The following is a 17,983-nucleotide window of genomic DNA, read 5'->3' as shown; positions in this document are numbered from 1 at the left end:
CCGGGTCAACGGGGATTGGTTAATGTCCGGCCGTGGCAGAACAACGCAGCGACGCAGAACTGCTGGCTGCTCATGTCGCGGGCGACCGCTACGCCTTCGAGCAGCTCTTCTATCGCCACCACCGACACCTGCACCGGCTCGCCCGGTTGACCAGTGGTAGCGCCGAGGACGCCGAAGACGCTCTGCAAGAGGCGATGGTGTCCGCGCATCGCGGCGCCGGCTCGTTCCGCCACGACGCCGCGGTCAGCAGCTGGTTGCATCGCATCGTGGTGAATGCGTGCCTGGATCGGCTGCGGCGGAACAAGATCCATCCCACCGTCGCGCTCGACGACGTGTACCCGGTGTCGGACCGGACCGCACAGGTCGAGACGGCCATCGCGGTGCAGCGGGCACTGATGCACCTGCCCGTCGAGCAGCGCGCAGCGGTGGTGGCGGTCGACATGCACGGCTACTCGGTTGCCGACACCGCCCGGATGCTCGGTGTGGCCGAAGGCACCGTCAAGAGCCGCTGCGCCCGCGCGCGGGCGCGACTCGCCGCGATACTGGGCCATCTACACAGCGACACGCGTCGCCCGGCTGGCTAGCCCGTCATTCCCGCCCGAACCGGCTGCGCGGCACGGCGGTTGGGCTTCTGGCGTCGCACCACCACATCGGCGGCGTCACTGGAGTGGCACGTCGCCGCACCAGTCTCCTTGGCTCGGTACATCGCGGCGTCGGCGGCGCGCAACATCTCTGCGGCGCAGCGCTGCTCGTCGGGTTGCACCGCGACGACGCCGATGCTGGCGCTGACGTGGGCGCGGATCGTCGGCGCGCAGGGGCCTTCATCGCGGATGCGGATCGGCTTGCGCAGCGCCGTATGTAACCGCCGGACAAGGGCATTGACTTTAACGCGCTGTATCGGAGCGGCCAACAACGCGACGAACTCGTCGCCGCCGACCCGGCCGACGATGTCGTCGGGGCCCAACGCTGCCCGGAGCCGCTGCGACGCCACCTCGAGAACCGTATCGCCGGCGTGGTGGCCCAGCTCGTCATTGATGACTTTGAACTTGTCGAGATCGATGAAAAGGACTGCACCCCAGCGATATTCGGCAGACCCGATCGCATCGTTGATCAACGCCACCAGGTGGGCGCGGTTGGGCAACCCGGTCAGGACATCGTGGGTGGCCTGGTACGCCAGCTGCTGATGGGCATTGTGTTGCTCGGTGATGTCGACGATCGACATCAACACCGACGACCGCTCCGGATCGGCGGGGTCCAGCAGCGACCAGTTGATCGACACCCAGATCCGTTCACCGTCGCTCAGTCGATCGAGGCCGTAGATGCATCCTCGGCGCGGAGAGCGCTTGAGGGTCTCCATGACCGGGCGCTCGTCCCAGCTGAGCAGCCGACCGTTCGCGTCGTATACCGACACCTCCGCCACTTTCGCGAACTCGACGATATCGACGCCCGCCACCGGCGCGCCGAAAATACGCAGCGTCGCCGGGTTGACCGATTCCACCGTGCCGTCTGCCGTGATGACGACGACACCTTCTTGCAGCGACGCCACCACCATCTGGCACTGCCGCTCAGCGCGCCGCAGCGCCGTCTGATTCGCGCACGACACCACAAATCCGTCGTCCATCCTGGACACCGAGACCCGCACCGTCAGCTCCGATCCGTCACCGACCCGGTGCGTAGTGTGTACCACTCCTCCGCTCGCGACGATCGCCGCCAGGTCGAGATCGGCCCCCAGGACCCCGCCGATCGGCAGGCCCAACGCGTCGACAGCCGGCCGCCGGTAGATCACCTCCGCCGCCGGATTCCAGCTGGTCACATACCCGGAGGTGGTGGTGGAGATGATGGCGTCGCTGACGTGGGCCACCAAAGCGGCCTGGAAGCGCAGATTCGCCTCGGTGGCTTTCTGCATCGTGAGGTCCCGGAAGACCACCTTGTGCGCGGGCCGGCCCTCCCACCGCGTCCGGATCGCCAGCGCCTCTACCGCACGGGTGGCGCCGTCGAGCGTGACGATCATCATCTCCAGGGGTGGGGTCCTGTCGCCGTACTCCCGCCGTGACGCTATGTGCTGACGCACCGCGGCCAGGGAGTCCGGATGAACGAAGTCGGTGATCTTGCGCCCGAGCAGCTGGTCTGCCGACCGCGCCGCCATGTTGCGCACCAAGGTCTCGTTGACGTAGACGTAGCGACCGTCGACGTGCACACAAATGGCGACCGGGCTGTGATCGACCAGCAATTGATACTGCTGTCCGCCCGCGCCGGCGATAGCCAGTTCGGCCGGAGTATGACGCTGCGTGTGGTCGATCTGTTTCAGGGCGCTTACCGTCACCGCGTTCTCCTGACGTGGTCTGCCAGAGTTGTCCCGCGTCGGCGCGGCAGTGGGGGTCCGATATCCCCACGCCGCTCAGTTCGCCCCTTAACTGAAAATTCCTCAGCTTCGTCTGAGTCTAAACTCAACGGCTCATTTTCGTAGGCTCAGCGGGTGATCCTCATGGAATATTCATCCAAAATGTCGGACACTGGGGCTAATGGGCGACGACCGGTACGATGATTCGGCGCCGAGCGTGGACGCCCTCGCCGACCTGCAGGCCGGTCTGGTCGATGACGATACTGCCGCTCAGCTGCGTAAACGAGTCCGCAGCGATCCGGATGCCCAGAACACCATGCGCGCGCTGAACCGGGTCCGTCGTGATGTCGCCGCGCTGGGCTCCGATCCGTCGTCGGCACCCGAGGTCGACCCCGCTGCCGTCGACCGGATCCGGGCCACGCTGGGTAAACAGCACGCCGTACACCGCGGCGGCCTGCCCCGCTCGGCGCGGTTGGCCGTCGCGGCGACCGGGCTGGCGGCGGTCGCCGTCGCAATCTGGCTGGGCACCAGGGCGCTGATCACGGCCCCGGAGTCGACGCCGAGCCGGCCTACCACCATCGAACACATCACCGTGTCACGACCGCCCGCGGCGATCCCGCTGTCGGATCAGCAGATCCTCGCCCTGCTCGACATCCGCCCGGACTTCGGGGCGCTGACCGATCCACACCGTCGCGCCTCGTGCCTGACCGGGTTGGGGTATCCGGCCGACGCCCGTCCGCTGGGCGCGCGGCCCGTCGACATCGGCGGTCGACCGGCGATCCTGTTGCTGTTACCGGGCGACACGCCCGGCGCCGTCTCGGCGCTTGCGGTGACCCCGACCTGCAGTTCCGCCGACACCGGCCTGTTGGCTGACAGGATTGTGCTCCGGCCGTAGTGTTCGCGGGAACAGCACCGCCTACCCTGGCGTTCTAGCGCTGCGAAGGCATCGACAAGGCACGAAAGGCTCGTATGACCCCGTCATCCACTGTCCACGATGTGATCATCATCGGCTCCGGACCTGCGGGGTACACCGCAGCGCTGTACGCCGCGCGTGCGCAGCTCGCACCGGTGGTGTTCGAAGGCACGTCCTTCGGTGGAGCCTTGATGACCACGACTGAGGTTGAGAACTACCCCGGTTTCCGCGAGGGCATCCTGGGGCCCGAGTTGATGGAGCAGATGCGCGAGCAGGCGCTGCGGTTCGGCGCCGATCTGCGGATGGACGACGTGGAATCGGTGTCGCTGGACGGCCCCGTCAAATCAGTCACCACCGCCGAAGGCGAGACGCTGCGGGCCCGCGCCGTCATCCTGGCGATGGGTGCCGCCGCGCGCTACCTGCATGTGCCCGGTGAGCAGGACCTCCTGGGCCGCGGCGTGAGCTCCTGTGCCACCTGCGACGGCTTCTTCTTCCGCGACCAGGACATCGCTGTGATCGGCGGCGGCGACTCGGCGATGGAAGAGGCCACCTTCCTGACCAAGTTCGCGCGCAGCGTCACACTTGTACACCGCCGCAACGAGTTTCGCGCCTCCAAGATCATGCTCGAGCGGGCGCAGGCCAACGAAAAGATCACCTTCGTCACCAACAGCGTGGTGGAAGCCGTCGAAGGCGACACCACCGTGACCGGCCTGCGGCTGAAGAACACCAAGACCGGCAAGGTGTCCACCCTGCCGGTGACCGGCGTGTTCGTCGCCATCGGCCACGACCCGCGCTCCGAACTGGTGCGCGACGCGGTGGATCTCGACGAGGACGGCTACGTGCGGGTCACCGGCAACACGACCTATACCTCCGTCGACGGCGTGTTTGCCGCCGGCGACCTCGTCGACCACACCTACCGGCAAGCCGTCACCGCCGCAGGCACCGGCTGTTCAGCGGCCATCGACGCCGAACGCTGGCTGGCCGAACACGCCGAACCGGCCGAACGGACCCAGACTCAACCCGCCGGATCTCCGGCGACGGCGACACTCTGATTGGAGTACCAACGATGACACACACCGAGTCCACCGGCGCACCCGTGGATGTCTCCGACGCCTCCTTCGACAGCGACGTGCTGTCCAGCAATACGCCTGTGCTGGTTGACTTTTGGGCAACCTGGTGCGGGCCCTGCAAGATGATCGCACCGGTGCTGACCGAGATCGCCGCCGACTCGGCAGGCCAGTTGACCGTCGCGAAACTCGACGTCGACGCCAATCCCGAGACGGCCCGCAACTTCGACGTGGTGTCGATCCCGACGCTGATCTTGTTCAAGGACGGCAAACCGGTCAAACGGATCGTCGGCGCCAAGGGCAAGGCGGCGTTGTTGCGAGAGCTTTCCGACGCTGTTCCCGGCCTGGCGTAGTTCGCTGTAGATCGGCGCGGTTTGCCTGGCGTTTTCCGGAAATCGTTGAGCGTCTGAGACAATAGCGCCGAGCCTGTCAAAGAAGCGGCAGGGTTCTCCCACCGGCTCACCGGAGGCCTTGGAATGTCGAAACCGCATCGCGGCGCTGGTGAAGCGTTGCGCTGCGGTGACCGCAGTGCCGCAGTCACCGAGATCCGGGCTTCGCTGACCGCGCTTGGGCATCTGGACGGCGCCGACGCCGATCTGAACACCGGACGACACGTCGCGCTCGATGTGTTCGACGCCGAACTCGACCACGCGGTACGCGCGTTTCAGCAGCACCGCGGTCTGCTGGTGGACGGCGTCGTCGGCGAAGCCACCTACCGCGCGCTAAAAGAGGCGTCCTACCGGCTGGGCGCCCGGACGCTGAATCACCAGTTCGGTGCACCGATGTACGGCGACGACGTCGCCACGCTGCAAGCCCGGTTGCAGGATCTCGGTTTCTACACCGGCCTGGTCGACGGGTATTTCGGCCTGCAGACCCACAACGGCCTGATGTCGTATCAGCGCGAGTACGGCTTGTACGCCGACGGTATCTGCGGCCCGGAAACGTTGCGCTCCTTGTACTTTCTCAGTTCCCGGGTTACCGGCGGTTCGTTGCACGCGATCCGCGAAGAGGAACTCGTCCGCCGGTCGGGCCCGAAACTGTCGGGTAAGCGGATCATCATCGATCCGGGTCGCGGCGGCACCGACCACGGTCTGATCGCGCACGGGTCCGCCGGGCCGATAAGCGAGTCAGACATCTTGTGGGACTTGGCAAGTCGGCTCGAGGGCCGGATGACGGCGATCGGCATGGAGACGTTCCTGTCCCGGCCGACCAACCGCAGCCCGTCCGATGCCGAACGCGCCGCGACCGCCAACGCCGTCGGCGCCGACCTGATGATCAGCCTGCGCTGTGAAACACAGGCCAGTCCGTCGCCCAACGGGGTGGCCTCCTTCCACTTCGGCAACTCGCACGGCTCGGTATCCACCATCGGCCGCAACCTGGCCGACTTCATTCAGCGAGAAGTGGTGGCGCGCACCGGTTTACGCGACTGTCGCACGCATGGCCGTACCTGGGATCTGCTGCGGTTGACCCGGATGCCCACGGTCCAGGTCGACGTCGGCTACATCACCAACCCGCGGGATCGAGAGTTGCTGATCACCACGCAGACCCGCGACGCGATCGCCGAGGGCATCCTCGCGGCGGTCAAACGGCTGTATCTGCTCGGCAAGAACGACCGGCCCACCGGGACGTTCACCTTCGCCGAATTGCTGGCGCACGAGTTGGCGGTCGAACAGGCCGGCCGGCTCAGCGGCTCCTAGCCGACGATCCCGCCGGAGATCCCGCGGCGACGGGCTGCTGCAGCGCCGCCACCTCCAGCAGCCGCTCCAACGCCGCTTCGACTTCGGCTTTCCAGCCCAAACCCTTGTCGAGTTCCAGCCGCAGCCGCGGAAAGTACGGATGTGGCGCCACCACAACGAATCCCACGTCGAGCAGGAAGTCCGCGGCGATCACGCAGTGCTCCGCCGAACAGTCCCCGAGCACCTCGAGCACTGGTTGCAGGTCCGGCTCGGCCGACGGCGCGTTGATCAGCTCCGTGACGCTGTCGGTGCGGCCGAACGCCTCCAGCGCGCGCACGCCGCGACGAACCAGCTCATCGACGACCCGCGCGACAAGGCTGTAGGGCAACTCGTCGGCGCCGGGCCCCGGCTCCACCCGCATCGAGGTCAGCAGCACGGCGTCAGCCGACACCGGCGCGGTCGGAAAGCGGTGTGCCCGCGGGACCGTGCGCGGCGGCGCGTAGAACGCGTAACCCAGGCAGGCCGGTTCGCTGTGCGCAGACTCGGGTGGCGGCGCCGTGGCCAACAGGCCGCACGATCCCCACTCCAGCATGACCATCGACAGCCACGCTTCTTTCTCGAACTCCGGATCGGCGAGTTGGTCGTCGTGGCCGAGGGTCGCGGGGTCCACTTCCCAAAAGACACAGCGGCGGGCATGCTTCGGGAGCTGGTCGAAAGCTTCGAGCCGCAACGGTGTGATTCGAGCGGTCACTGGACTCCTGGGCCTCCGAGCGGTGCGGCCGTCGGAACCCGCAAGATTGTTGTGGGTCCGGCTTCCCCGCGAGCGGGTGGTACCCCCACCCCGCAGCCGAGCGTACCCCCCGGACGGGGCCGACCGCGATACCCGCGCGACCGCGCTTCGGGCCTGCCATCGGACGGTCCCGCGGCGATTTCTGGCCCGGCGGCGGCCCGGATCGGTGCTCTTATCGCCTCGGCGATGAAAATGCCTGGCGCACAGATGGATTCGGCTGGACGGGGCATCTCAGAACGGCCCGATGTCGCGGAATGTCACAGTGACGTAACAGTCCGGTATGGGCGGTCAGCGCTTCGACGAGTTCATCAAGTCAACGATGCGTTGCAGATCGTCCACCGAACCGAACTCGACCACGATCTTGCCCTTGCGCTTGCCGAGGCTGACCGTGACGCGGGTGTCGAACGCGCTGGAGAGCCGCTCGGCGACATCCTGTAGTCCGGGCATGCTGATCGGCTTACGTCGTGGCGCCGCCGGCTGGCTCGGCTCGCTTCGATTGGCGAGCGTGACGGCCTCCTCTGTCGCCCGGACCGACAGTCCCTCAGCGACGATCCGCGCGGCCAGCGCCTCTTGCGCCTCGGCGCCGCCCTCCAGCGACAGCAACGCCCGGGCATGCCCGGCGGACAGCACGCCCGCCGCGACCCGGCGCTGCACGGCGATCGGCAGGCGCAGCAAGCGGATCATGTTGGTGATTAACGGACGCGATCGGCCGATGCGTGCTGCTAGTTCGTCGTGGGTGACGTCGAACTCGTCGAGCAGCTGCTGATACGCCGCCGCCTCTTCTAAAGGATTCAGTTGCGCTCGATGGATGTTTTCCAGCAGGGCATCGCGCAACAGGTTGTCTTCGGCCGTCTCCCGGACAATCGCGGGAATGGCGGTCAGGCCCGCGGTCTGGGCGGCGCGCCACCGCCGCTCCCCCATCACGAGTTGGTAGCGCGGTCCGCCCGACGCCGCGTCCAGCGCGCGAACGACGATCGGCTGCATGAGGCCGAACTCGCGGATCGAGTGCACGAGTTCGGAGAGGGCTTCCTCGTCGAACACCTGCCGCGGTTGGCGCGGATTCGGCTCGATGAGGCCGGGGTCGATCTCGCGGTACACCGCGCCGATGTCGGTCGGGACGCCGGCGGGTGTGGGTCCGCCGAACATCACGTCGGCGGCCGCGGCGCCGAGCCGCGGTCCCTGCGGCGTCGGGTCCTCGCCCGCATCGGCCGGCCCGGTCGGAATCAGCGATGCGAGGCCTCGGCCGAGGCCGCCTTTTCTCCGCGACGGTTGGCTCATTGTTGCGCCCCCTCATTCGGTCGGCCACGCTCGGCGAGTTCACGGCTGGCGTCGAGGTAGCTCATCGCGCCGCGGGAACCGGGATCGTAATCGATGATGGTCATGCTGTAGCCGGGTGCTTCGGAGACTTTGACGCTGCGCGGGATCACGGTGCGCAACACCTTGGGCCCGAAATAGCGGCGGACTTCGTCGGCCACCTGGTCGGCGAGCTTGGTCCGTCCGTCGTACATCGTGAGGATGACGGTGCTGACACTCAGCCCGGGGTTCAGGTGGGCCTTCACCATCTCGATGTTGTTCATCAACTGCGACACCCCCTCCAGCGCGTAGTACTCGCACTGGATTGGGATGAGCACTTCCGGTGCTGCGACCAACGCGTTGATGGTCAGCAGTCCGAGCGATGGCGGGCAATCGATGAAGACGTAGTCGAAGTCGACGCGATCGAGTTCGGCCAGCGCCGTGCGCAACCGGTTCTCGCGCGCCACCATGCTGACCAATTCGATCTCGGCGCCGGCCAGATCGATGGTCGACGGCACGCAGAACAGTCGCTCGCTGTGCGGGCTCTGCCGCATCGCTTCCTTCAGCGAGATCTCGCCGAGCAGGACTTCGTATGACGACGGCGTCCCGGAGTGGCGTTCGGTGATGCCCAGCGCGGTGCTCGCGTTGCCCTGCGGATCGAGATCAATGACGAGGGTCTTGAGCCCTTGGACGGCAAGCGCCGCCGCAAGGTTCACCGCCGTGGTGGTTTTGCCCACGCCGCCCTTCTGGTTGGCAATGGTGAAGAGGCGGCGCTCGGCCGGACGGCTCAGCGGCTGGTAGCTCTTGGACAAGACTTGCATCGCGCGCTCCGCAGCGGCTCCTATCGGGGTATCGAGCTCCGATGTTTCACGTGAAACATGGTCTCCGGCCGGAGGGCCGAACGGGTTGTCTGGGGCACTCATAGGCTCTCCCTGTTCGACCGTCTGCGTGACGAGCCCCGGTCCGCTTCCCCGCGCCGCGCCAACACCACCGTTGTCGGTGGGGACAGATAGCTCACGCCACATTCCACCACCCTGGCATCTGTCGCACCTAACCGGTCCAGTACACGCCGGTGCTCCCGCAGCTCGTCGCGCGCACGCTCCCCTTTGATCGCGAGCATCCGGCCGCCGGGCCGGAGCAACGGCAGCGACCACCGCGCCAGCTTGTCGAGCGAGGCCACCGCCCGTGAGGTCACTGCGTCGCATCCGCCGGCGGTCTCGCGGACCGCCGCGTCTTCCGCTCGGCCACGCACCACCTCAACATCGAGCCCGAGTTCGGCGACGGCCATGCTGAGGAAATCCACTCGGCGCGACAACGACTCGACCAGAACGACACGGAGCCTCGGCCGTGCGATCGCCAACGGGATGCCCGGCAGGCCGGCACCACTACCGATGTCGGCGACGCGCTCCCCCGGCTCGATCAGTTCCGCGACTGCGCCGCAATTCAGCAGATGCCGCTCCCAGATCCGGTCCACCTCGCGCGGCCCCAGCAGCCCCCACTCGACGCCGGCACCCGCGAGCAACTCGGCGTAGCGCTGCGCCGAGCTCAGCCGGTCGCCGAAGATCGCCGCTGCCGCCTCCGGCGGAGGGGGTAGCTCTGCCGCCGGGCGGTCGCGGGAATCGACATGTTTCACGTGAAACATTCCTCCCGTTCGTGCCCGCTGGTGCGCCGCCGGAACTACACCGGTGTAACTCCGTCAGTCGACGAGGACGACGACCCGGCGCGAGGGCTCGACGCCCTCGCTCTCGCTGTGCACACCGTTCACGGCTGCGACGGCGTCGTGCACGATCTTGCGCTCGAACGGGGTCATAGGCGACAGCTCCTCGCGCTCACCGCTCTCCAGCACCCGTCGGGCCACCTTGTCGCCCAACGCCGCCAGCTCATCGCGGCGGCGGCGGCGCCAGCTCGCGATATCCAGCATCAAGCGACTGCGCACTCCGGTCTTCTGGTGGACCGCGAGGCGGGTCAGCTCCTGCAGCGCGTCGAGCACCTCGCCCTTGCGGCCGACCAGCTTGGCGAGGTCGTCGCTGCCGTCGATGCTGACGATCGCCCGGCTGCCCTCGACGTCGAGGTCGATGTCGCCGTCGAAGTCAAGCAGGTCCAGCAGTTCTTCCAAGTAGTCGCCGGCGATCTCGCCCTCGGCAACCAACCGCTCTTCGAGGTCGCCCTCCGGCTCACCGTTCTCCGCCGCCGTCGTCTCGGCGGTGTCCGATGGTGACTCCTCGGCGGTCACCTCAAGTGCCTCGTGTCCGTTGGTATCGACGTCTGTCATGCCTGTCTTTCCCTTCCCGTCGCCCGGGTCCTCGCCCGGCTAAGTCTGTTGTCCGGTCCCGCCGGACCGATGGTCAGCGCCCGCGCTTCTTGGGCTTGGCGCCCGGCCGCGGCGCGCGGCTATCCGACCCGTTGTCCGTCGTCGCTTCACCGCTTCCGATCGCCGCCGGACTGTTCGTACTCTTTGCGGATCGTTTGGGCTTGGCACCCGGTGGCGGCGCGTTGGCCGCGCGCCGTTCGATGGCTTCGCGCTTCTTTTCTTCTTCTTCTTTCTCGAGCATGCCGAACACGTAGTGCTGCTGGCCGAATGTCCAGATGTTGTTCGAGAACCAGTAGAAGATGATCGCCAGCGGCAGGAACGGTCCGCCGACCACGACCCCGAGCGGGAACACGTAGAGCGAGAGCTTGTTCATCATCGCGGTCTGCGGGTTGGCCGCGGCCTCCGGACTCTGCCGGGCCACCGACGCCCGGCTGTTGAAGTAGGTGGCCACGCCGGCCAGGATCATCACCGGCACACCGACGGCCACGACGGACAGCCGGCTGAAGTGAGTGAACGCCTCGAGGCTCGATCCGCGCTGCACCATGCTCGCGCCAAGCGGAGCACCGAAGAAGTTGGCGTCCAAGAAGTGCGCGACATCGGTGGCCGAGAAGACGTAGTTACCCAATTCGCGGTTGCGCTCCGGCGACAGACCCAGCTGCCCGATCCCGGTGCTGGTCCGGTTGAAGCACCGCAGCACGTGATAGAGACCGAGGAACACCGGGATCTGCGCGAGCATCGGCAGACAGCCCAGGACCGGATTGAACCCATGTTCGCGCTGCAGCTTCTGCATCTCCAGCGCCAGCCGCTGCCGGTCCTTGCCGTACTTCTTCTGCAGTGCCTTGATCTGCGGCTGCAGCTCCTGCATCTGCCGGGTGGTCCGGATCTGGCGAACGAACGGGCTGTACAGAATCGCGCGCAGGGTGAACACCAGGAACATCACCGACAGCGTCCACGCAAAGAAGTTCGTCGGGCCCAGGAACGACGCGAACGCCTTGTACCAGAGCCACATGATCGCCGAGACCGGGTAATAGAAGTAGTCCAGGCTGAACGGATCAAAAGACAACAGAATCACTCTCCCCTAGCGTCGCTGGGGTTTCCCAGACTTGGATCCCGGCTCCCCGGCGCTCCGGTACCGGATCCCATCCTCCCCGATGCCACGGCCCGCACTTGGCCAGCCGGACGGCGGCCAGCCAACTCCCGCGCAGCAACCCGTACTCCGCCAGCGCGTCCACCGCGTATTGGCTGCAGGTCGGGGTGAACCGGCACGTCGGCAATCGCAGCGGCGAAATCATGTGCCGGTAAAGCTGAATGAGGTAGATCAACGAGCGCACCACCGCGGTCTCCACGACACGTAAGCGCCGCGTCACCGCCTGGACCCCGGCTTCTGCACCCGTCGCAAGCCGGCTCGCAATTCCTCGGCCAACCGAACGGAGCCGACGTCGCGGCCGCTGGGCAATGCGCGGATCACCAATCGCTCCGACGGACGCAGGCCGTCAAGGACGTCGCGGGCGGCGTGGCGCAATCGTCGCGACATCTGATGCCGTTGCACTGCCGATCCGACCGACCTGGAGACGATCAGACCCACCCTGGGTGCATCCGCCGTCGCGTCATCGCCGCGGTGGACGTAGATCACCATGTCCGGCTGCACGGCTCGAGCCCCGTGCTTCACCGTGACATCGAAATCCGTTGACCGCGTCATACGGTTTCGTGCGGAAAGCACCGCTGTCACACCGAAATTGGAATCAGGCAGTCAGCGAGCGACGTCCCTTACGACGCCGGTCCGACACGATTGCCCGGCCGGCCCGGGTGCGCATCCGCAGCCGGAATCCGTGCACGCGGGCTCGGCGCCGGTTGTTCGGCTGGAAGGTCCGCTTGCCCTTTGCCACGACTCTCTCCTCGTTACATCTGGCATCGTGCGCCGCCCGGTCGCCGTGCCGGTGTGGTCGCGCTTGCCCTCACGTAGCCCCGTTGGGCTTTGTGTCTCGGTGGTAACCGGCGCGGCCCCCGGGCGTGATGCTCGGATCGCAGCCGTATCGCCGACTTTCGGGCGACTGTACGAGGGTACTGACCGCTGTTCGCCGGGTCAAACCTGGCTTGCGTGAGCCGCCGCCGAACGCCGATCCTTAACTGATGTCACACCCGCACCCGGTCCGGCGAGCAATCTCACGAATTGCCTTGCCAATGTTGCAGAACGGTTGGCGTCCGCCGGGAAAGCTGTTAATTTCGGGCAGTGCCGTTCCAGACCGAAGCGGCGCTCGACAACGAAGCGAGGATGGCAGACCGGTTCCTCACCAACTGACTCTTGTTGGCTGTCTCACGAACCGGTCCCGCGTGCCGTCGGGGGCAACCTGCGGCGCGGTGGTGGCTGTCCTGTCCACACGTGTGGATAACCATGTGGACAGTTCGTCGTCGCCAACAACGGTTGCACTTCGAAGTCGTAGCAGGGGGACCCGTCGGTGACCGAGGACCCCGGATCAAGCTTCGCATCGGTCTGGAGCGCGGTCGTCTCGGAACTCAACGGCGAAATCTCTCCCGACGGCCCCACCACCAACGGCGAGCAGTACGCTGCGCCGCTGACTCCCCAACAACGCGCGTGGCTCAACCTCGTCCAGCCGCTGCAGATCGTCGAAGGCTTCGCTCTGCTGTCGGTGCCGAGCAGCTTCGTCCAGAACGAGATCGAACGACACCTGCGCACCCAGATCACCGAGGCGTTGAGTCGCCGGCTCGGGCAACAGATCGAACTCGGTGTCCGCATCTCGGCGATGGCTGCCGACGAACCCGACGACGGCACCGCTTCCGGGTTGGAGGAACAACTCGCCGACTTCGACGAGGTCGACGACGACAGCGAAGCCCTGGCGAGCGCCCACCAGAACTGGCCGTCGTATTTCTCCGAACGCCCGCACAGCACCGCAGCGGATGCGGCCGCCGGCCTGAGCCTGAACCGGCGCTACACCTTCGACACGTTCGTCATCGGTGCGTCCAATCGGTTCGCCCACGCCGCGGCCCTGGCGATCGCCGAGGCACCGGCCCGGGCCTACAACCCGCTTTTCATCTGGGGTGAATCCGGTCTCGGCAAGACCCATCTGCTGCACGCGGCCGGCAACTACGCGCAGCGGCTGTTCCCGGGGATGCGGGTGAAGTATGTATCCACCGAGGAGTTCACCAACGACTTCATCAACTCGCTGCGCGACGACCGCAAGGTGGCGTTCAAGCGCAGCTACCGCGACGTCGATGTGCTCCTGGTCGATGACATTCAATTCATCGAAGGCAAAGAAGGTATCCAGGAGGAGTTCTTCCACACCTTCAATACGCTGCACAACGCCAACAAGCAGATCGTCATCTCCTCCGACCGGCCGCCCAAACAGCTGGCCACCCTCGAGGACCGGTTACGCACTCGCTTCGAGTGGGGACTGATCACCGACGTTCAGCCGCCGGAGCTCGAAACCCGAATCGCGATCCTGCGCAAGAAAGCTCAGATGGAACGACTCAACGTTCCCGATGATGTGCTCGAGCTGATCGCCAGCAGCATCGAACGCAACATCCGCGAACTGGAAGGCGCGCTCATCCGAGTGACCGCGTTCGCCTCGCTCAACAAAGCACCGATCGACAAAGCCCTGGCCGAGATCGTGTTGCGTGATCTGATCGCCGACGCCAGCACCATGCAGATCAGTGCCGCGACGATCATGGCCGCCACCGCGGAATACTTCGACACCACGGTCGAGGAGCTGCGTGGCCCAGGAAAAACGCGGGCCCTGGCTCAATCGCGACAGATCGCCATGTATCTCTGCCGCGAACTCACCGACCTGTCGCTGCCCAAGATCGGGCAGGCATTCGGTAGGGATCACACCACCGTGATGTATGCGCAGAAGAAGATCCTGTCCGAGATGGCCGAGCGCCGTGAGGTCTTCGATCACGTCAAAGAACTCACCACTCGCATCCGACAGCGCTCCAAGCGCTGATCCCGCACAAAATTTTCTGAAGAACTTCTGTCCCTCTTCACCACACGTGTCACACAATCGGCTGTGGATACCCTTGTGCGGAAACTGCTCACACATCTGCGGTCGACGACCCCGTCAGTGCACAGCCGCTGCCGATCCCCATCCGCTGCACACGAACCACACAAGCCGTCGTCCGATCATCCACACCCGGGCCGGCCCTTCGAACAGCGCAGACTTCCAGCTATCCCCAATGTGCACAGGCCCTAATACTGTTATTGAAATCTCTACATAGTTTCTTCTTCAGAAAAGGGCCCTGGGGAAGCGGCGTTCCACACCCTCGTCGAGGCGTCCGAAACACCCGAGTGTCACTGATTTCGATTAGCTTTCAAGTTGGCGTCCGACGCTCTAACGTTGTGGTTCGACTTCCGTTTCGGTCGTCGGAACGGTTTACGGGCACGGGCGTCCATCGGCGGTACCACCGCACTTCACTGGGTGAGGCCGCCGACGTTGGCCTTGCTGTTCGGGGTGATGAAGGGACGCAATGGACGTGGCGACGACCACAGTCGGCTTGACCGACTTGAAGTTTCGCTTGGTGCGGGACGACTTCGCCGAGGCGGTGGCGTGGGTGGCGCGAACGCTGCCGGCCAGGCCCACGGTGCCGGTACTGGCCGGCGTGCTGCTGACCGGCTCAGATGACGGCCTGACGATCTCCGGTTTCGACTACGAAGTCTCCGCCGAAGTTCGGTTGGCAGCCGAAATCGCCTCTCCTGGAACCGCTTTGGTGTCAGGGCGGTTGTTGTCTGACATCACCCGGGCGTTGCCGAACAAGCCCGTCGACGTGCACGTCGAAGGGACCAGGGTGTCGATTGCGTGCGGAAACGCGAAGTTCTCGTTGCCGACGATGGCCGTCGAGGATTACCCGACGCTGCCGACGCTGCCCGACGAGACGGGCGCCTTGTCCTCGGAGGTGTTCTCCGAAGCGATCGGCCAGGTCGCCGTCGCCGCCGGCCGCGACGACACGCTGCCGATGCTGACCGGGATTCGAGTCGAAATATCCGGTGAATCGGTCGTTTTGGCTGCCACCGACCGGTTCCGGTTGGCGGTTCGCGAGCTGACCTGGTCGGCGGCCGCACCCGATGTCGAGGCCGCCGTGCTGGTGCCGGCCAAGACCCTGTCCGAGGCGGCCAAGAGCGGGACCGACGGCGCCGAAGTCCACCTGTCGCTGGGAGCCGGGCCCGCCGTGGGCAAGGACGGACTGCTCGGAATCAGTGGCAATGGCAAGCGCAGCACAACCCGGTTGCTGGACGCGGAGTTCCCCAAGTTCCGCCAACTGCTGCCCACCGAGCACACGGCGGTGGCCACCATCGGGGTGGCCGAGCTGACCGAGGCGATCAAGCGCGTGGCGCTGGTGGCCGACCGCGGCGCTCAGGTCCGGATGGAATTCTCCGGCGACGTGCTGCGGCTGTCGGCCGGCGCCGACGACGTGGGTCGGGCCGAAGAGGAAGTCCCGGTGGAATTCGCCGGCGAGCCCCTCACGATCGCGTTCAACCCGACGTATCTCACCGACGGGTTGGGCTCGTTGCACTCTGGCCGGGTGTCGTTCGGGTTCACCACGCCCAGCCGTCCGGCGGTGTTGCGGCCGGCCACCGATGACGACGCGCAGGCCAGTGGTAGCGGACCGTTCCCGGCGGCGGAGACGGATTACGTGTATCTGCTGATGCCGGTTCGTCTGCCCGGTTAGCGGTTAGGTGTACGTCCGCCACCTGGGCTTACAGGATTTCCGCTCGTGGGCGAACGTCGAACTCGAGTTGACGCCCGGGCGAACGGTGTTTATCGGGTCAAACGGCTTCGGTAAAACGAATCTTGTTGAGGCGCTGTGGTATTCGTCGACGTTGGGGTCGCACCGGGTCGCCACGGACGCCCCGCTGATCCGAGTGGGCGCGCAGCGCGCGGTGGTCTCGACCATCGTCGTCAACGAGGGCCGGGAATGCGCGGTCGATTTGGAGATCGCGGCAGGCCGGGCCAATAAGGCGCGGCTGAACCGCTCCCCGGTCCGCAGCCCCCGCGAGGTGCTCGGGGTGCTGCGGGCGGTGCTGTTCGCCCCCGAGGACTTGGCACTGGTCCGGGGAGACCCCTCGGATCGCCGGCGGTATCTCGACGACCTGGCTGCGGTTCGCCGCCCGCGGGTCGCCGGCATCCGGGCGGACTACGACAAAGTTCTGCGCCAGCGCGCGGCCTTGCTGAAATCCGCTTCAGGAGCGCGTTTTCGGGGAGACCGTGGCGCGCTGGAGACCCTCGATGTGTGGGACGGGCACCTGGCCACACATGGAGCCGAGTTGATGGCCGCACGGATGAACCTGGTCAACGAGCTGGCCCCGGAACTGCAGAAGAGTTACCAAGTGTTGGCGCCGGCGTCGCGGCCGGCGTCGATCGGTTACCACGCCGGCATCGACATCGAATCCGAGCACCCGGAGGTGGAGGTGCTCCGGGAAGCGCTGCTGGCGAAGATGGCCGCGCGACGCGACGCCGAACTCGAGCGCGGCGTGTGTCTCGTCGGTCCCCACCGCGACGACCTGGAACTGCGGCTCGGCGAGCAACCCGCGAAAGCCTTTGCGAGCCATGGCGAATCGTGGTCGATGGCACTCGCCTTGCGGCTGGCGTCGTACGAATTGTTGCGAGCCGACGGCAGCGATCCGGTGCTCATACTCGACGACGTGTTCGCCGAACTCGACACCGCGCGGCGAGAGGCGCTGGCCGCGGCCGCTGCATCGGCAGAACAGGTCTTGGTGACCGCCGCCGTTCTCGACGACATCCCGCGTGACTGGGATGCCACACTTGTGCGTATCACCCTGAACGACGACGACAGCGGACCGACATCGGCGGTGCAATCGTGACGGACCAGGACAACGACAAGACCGAACCGCCCGAGCAGTTGGGCGGGCTGAGCGGCATGGATCTGGTTCGGCGCGTTCTGGAGGAAGCCCGCGGCGCCGCGCGCACGCAAGGCAAAGACGTCGGGCGCGGCCGCCGGCTGCCGCCCGCCCGCCGGGTCGCCGGCGCGGGCTCCCGGCGGCGCTGGTCTGGCCCCGGCCCGGATTCGCGTGATCCGCAGCCGCTGGGTGGTGCCGCCCGCGAATTGGCGAAGAAACAAGGGTGGACCCCCCGCGTCGCCGAGGGTGCAGTGTTCGGCCGATGGCCGACGGTGGTCGGTGCCAACATCGCCGAGCACGCAACCCCGACCGCGCTGCGGGACGGGGTGCTGAGCGTATCGGCGGAATCGACGGCCTGGGCCACCCAGCTGCGGATGATCCAGGCGCAGGTGTTGGCGAAAATCGCGGCCGAGGTCGGCGACGGAGTGGTGACAAGTCTGAAGATCACCGGTCCGGTCGCTCCGTCGTGGCGCAAAGGCCGCTTGCACATCGCCGGACGAGGGCCGCGCGACACGTACGGATGACCCGCTCCGGGAGATCCGCTGAGGGCCGTCACAAGGACGCAAATCGCTTTGTCAAGCGTCTGGACGCAGCCAATAGCAAAAAATTCCGCACACGGCGCAGATAGCTGTGCAGAAACGCCCGCGCAGAATCGGTGCTGGGCCGTCTTGACGGTAGACTGACCGAGAACCAGCGCACAGTCATCGGACTGCCTGCGCGTGCA

Annotated in this window: 19 protein-coding genes; 9 read left to right on the top strand and 10 right to left on the bottom strand. The window is 66.4% G+C overall.

Annotated elements, in window-relative coordinates; genetic code table 11:
* The first annotated feature begins 32 nt into the window (after positions 1 to 32).
* Complete coding sequence (sigM, locus tag G6N27_RS15935) at positions 33 to 584, top strand: RNA polymerase sigma factor SigM (RefSeq protein ID WP_179963293.1); 552 nt, start codon at positions 33 to 35, stop codon at positions 582 to 584.
* Here sigM and G6N27_RS15930 read toward each other — a convergent pair.
* On the bottom strand, positions 581 to 2,323 hold the full coding sequence (locus G6N27_RS15930) for a sensor domain-containing protein (protein WP_232064602.1): 1,743 nt from the start codon (positions 2,321 to 2,323) through the stop codon (positions 581 to 583). The two genes, sigM and G6N27_RS15930, sit on opposite strands and share 4 nt — an antisense overlap.
* A gap of 199 nt (positions 2,324 to 2,522) precedes the next feature.
* On the opposite strand from G6N27_RS15930, the gene G6N27_RS15925 reads away from it, so the two are divergent.
* The 4 genes from G6N27_RS15925 to G6N27_RS15910 all read left to right on the top strand — a co-directional run bounded on the left by G6N27_RS15925 (position 2,523) and on the right by G6N27_RS15910 (position 6,018).
* Entirely contained in the window at positions 2,523 to 3,236 is a 714-nt protein-coding gene (locus G6N27_RS15925) for a hypothetical protein (protein ID WP_163777447.1), read from the top strand.
* Between the two features lie 74 nt (positions 3,237 to 3,310).
* Entirely contained in the window at positions 3,311 to 4,306 is a 996-nt protein-coding gene (trxB, locus tag G6N27_RS15920) for a thioredoxin-disulfide reductase (protein ID WP_163777442.1), read from the top strand.
* Positions 4,307 to 4,320: 14 nt separating this feature from the next.
* A complete protein-coding gene (trxA, locus tag G6N27_RS15915; protein ID WP_163777440.1) occupies positions 4,321 to 4,674 on the top strand; it encodes a thioredoxin in 354 nt (117 codons plus the stop codon).
* A 123-nt stretch (positions 4,675 to 4,797) separates the two neighbouring features.
* Complete coding sequence (locus tag G6N27_RS15910; protein WP_163777438.1) at positions 4,798 to 6,018, top strand: N-acetylmuramoyl-L-alanine amidase; 1,221 nt, start codon at positions 4,798 to 4,800, stop codon at positions 6,016 to 6,018.
* On the opposite strand, the gene G6N27_RS15905 is transcribed toward G6N27_RS15910, so the two are convergent.
* From G6N27_RS15905 to rpmH, 9 genes are all read right to left on the bottom strand, one after another.
* On the bottom strand, positions 6,005 to 6,748 hold the full coding sequence (locus tag G6N27_RS15905; RefSeq protein ID WP_163777436.1) for an acetyltransferase: 744 nt from the start codon (positions 6,746 to 6,748) through the stop codon (positions 6,005 to 6,007). The two genes, G6N27_RS15910 and G6N27_RS15905, sit on opposite strands and share 14 nt — an antisense overlap.
* Positions 6,749 to 7,075: 327 nt before the next feature.
* Entirely contained in the window at positions 7,076 to 8,065 is a 990-nt protein-coding gene (locus tag G6N27_RS15900) for a ParB/RepB/Spo0J family partition protein (RefSeq protein ID WP_163777407.1), read from the bottom strand.
* On the bottom strand, positions 8,062 to 9,003 hold the full coding sequence (locus G6N27_RS15895; RefSeq protein WP_163777404.1) for a ParA family protein: 942 nt from the start codon (positions 9,001 to 9,003) through the stop codon (positions 8,062 to 8,064). The genes G6N27_RS15900 and G6N27_RS15895 overlap by 4 nt, the downstream gene beginning before the upstream one ends.
* Positions 9,000 to 9,722 (bottom strand): 16S rRNA (guanine(527)-N(7))-methyltransferase RsmG, encoded by a 723-nt coding sequence (rsmG, locus tag G6N27_RS15890; protein ID WP_163777402.1) that lies wholly within the window; start codon positions 9,720 to 9,722, stop codon positions 9,000 to 9,002. The genes G6N27_RS15895 and rsmG overlap by 4 nt, the downstream gene beginning before the upstream one ends.
* Before the next feature lie 54 nt (positions 9,723 to 9,776).
* The gene (locus tag G6N27_RS15885; protein ID WP_163777400.1) at positions 9,777 to 10,352 is read right to left on the bottom strand and encodes a Jag family protein; all 576 of its coding nucleotides are present in this window, start codon (positions 10,350 to 10,352) and stop codon (positions 9,777 to 9,779) included.
* A 73-nt stretch (positions 10,353 to 10,425) separates the two neighbouring features.
* Positions 10,426 to 11,460, bottom strand: coding sequence for a membrane protein insertase YidC (gene yidC, locus G6N27_RS15880; RefSeq protein WP_163781879.1), 1,035 nt, complete (start codon positions 11,458 to 11,460; stop codon positions 10,426 to 10,428).
* Positions 11,444 to 11,758 (bottom strand): membrane protein insertion efficiency factor YidD, encoded by a 315-nt coding sequence (yidD, locus tag G6N27_RS15875; RefSeq protein WP_179963292.1) that lies wholly within the window; start codon positions 11,756 to 11,758, stop codon positions 11,444 to 11,446. Before yidD ends, yidC begins: the two co-directional genes overlap by 17 nt.
* Positions 11,755 to 12,111 carry a ribonuclease P protein component gene (gene rnpA, locus G6N27_RS15870; RefSeq protein ID WP_163781883.1) on the bottom strand — a complete coding sequence of 119 codons (357 nt, stop codon included), beginning with the start codon at positions 12,109 to 12,111 and terminating at the stop codon, positions 11,755 to 11,757. Before rnpA ends, yidD begins: the two co-directional genes overlap by 4 nt.
* A 22-nt stretch (positions 12,112 to 12,133) precedes the next feature.
* Positions 12,134 to 12,277, bottom strand: a complete 144-nt coding sequence (rpmH, locus tag G6N27_RS15865) for a 50S ribosomal protein L34 (protein WP_014818477.1) — start codon at positions 12,275 to 12,277, stop codon at positions 12,134 to 12,136.
* Positions 12,278 to 12,847: 570 nt separating this feature from the next.
* Between rpmH and dnaA the strand changes: the two genes are divergently transcribed.
* The 4 genes from dnaA to G6N27_RS15845 all read left to right on the top strand — a co-directional run bounded on the left by dnaA (position 12,848) and on the right by G6N27_RS15845 (position 17,783).
* Positions 12,848 to 14,350, top strand: a complete 1,503-nt coding sequence (gene dnaA / locus G6N27_RS15860) for a chromosomal replication initiator protein DnaA (RefSeq protein WP_163777397.1) — start codon at positions 12,848 to 12,850, stop codon at positions 14,348 to 14,350.
* Positions 14,351 to 14,870: 520 nt separating this feature from the next.
* Positions 14,871 to 16,070, top strand: a complete 1,200-nt coding sequence (dnaN, locus tag G6N27_RS15855; protein WP_163777394.1) for a DNA polymerase III subunit beta — start codon at positions 14,871 to 14,873, stop codon at positions 16,068 to 16,070.
* Between the two features lie 7 nt (positions 16,071 to 16,077).
* Positions 16,078 to 17,223 carry a DNA replication/repair protein RecF gene (recF, locus tag G6N27_RS15850; RefSeq protein ID WP_163777392.1) on the top strand — a complete coding sequence of 382 codons (1,146 nt, stop codon included), beginning with the start codon at positions 16,078 to 16,080 and terminating at the stop codon, positions 17,221 to 17,223.
* A 56-nt stretch (positions 17,224 to 17,279) separates the two neighbouring features.
* Positions 17,280 to 17,783 carry a DUF721 family protein gene (locus tag G6N27_RS15845; protein WP_232065108.1) on the top strand — a complete coding sequence of 168 codons (504 nt, stop codon included), beginning with the start codon at positions 17,280 to 17,282 and terminating at the stop codon, positions 17,781 to 17,783.
* Positions 17,784 to 17,983: the final 200 nt, after the last annotated feature.

Origin of the sequence: Mycobacterium cookii (assembly GCF_010727945.1) — a bacterium.
Lineage (GTDB): Bacteria > Actinomycetota > Actinomycetes > Mycobacteriales > Mycobacteriaceae > Mycobacterium > Mycobacterium cookii.
This window is presented reverse-complemented; position numbering and strand designations above follow the sequence as displayed.

Coding starts and splice junctions, on each gene's coding strand:
- G6N27_RS15925 (WP_163777447.1), top strand. CDS start 2,523: ATGGGCGACGACCGGTACGATGATTCGGCGCCGAGCGTGGACGCCCTC.
- trxB (WP_163777442.1), top strand. CDS start 3,311: ATGACCCCGTCATCCACTGTCCACGATGTGATCATCATCGGCTCCGGA.
- trxA (WP_163777440.1), top strand. CDS start 4,321: ATGACACACACCGAGTCCACCGGCGCACCCGTGGATGTCTCCGACGCC.
- G6N27_RS15910 (WP_163777438.1), top strand. CDS start 4,798: ATGTCGAAACCGCATCGCGGCGCTGGTGAAGCGTTGCGCTGCGGTGAC.
- G6N27_RS15900 (WP_163777407.1), bottom strand. CDS start 8,065: ATGAGCCAACCGTCGCGGAGAAAAGGCGGCCTCGGCCGAGGCCTCGCA.
- G6N27_RS15895 (WP_163777404.1), bottom strand. CDS start 9,003: ATGAGTGCCCCAGACAACCCGTTCGGCCCTCCGGCCGGAGACCATGTT.
- rsmG (WP_163777402.1), bottom strand. CDS start 9,722: ATGTTTCACGTGAAACATGTCGATTCCCGCGACCGCCCGGCGGCAGAG.
- G6N27_RS15885 (WP_163777400.1), bottom strand. CDS start 10,352: ATGACAGACGTCGATACCAACGGACACGAGGCACTTGAGGTGACCGCC.
- dnaN (WP_163777394.1), top strand. CDS start 14,871: ATGGACGTGGCGACGACCACAGTCGGCTTGACCGACTTGAAGTTTCGC.
- G6N27_RS15845 (WP_232065108.1), top strand. CDS start 17,280: ATGGATCTGGTTCGGCGCGTTCTGGAGGAAGCCCGCGGCGCCGCGCGC.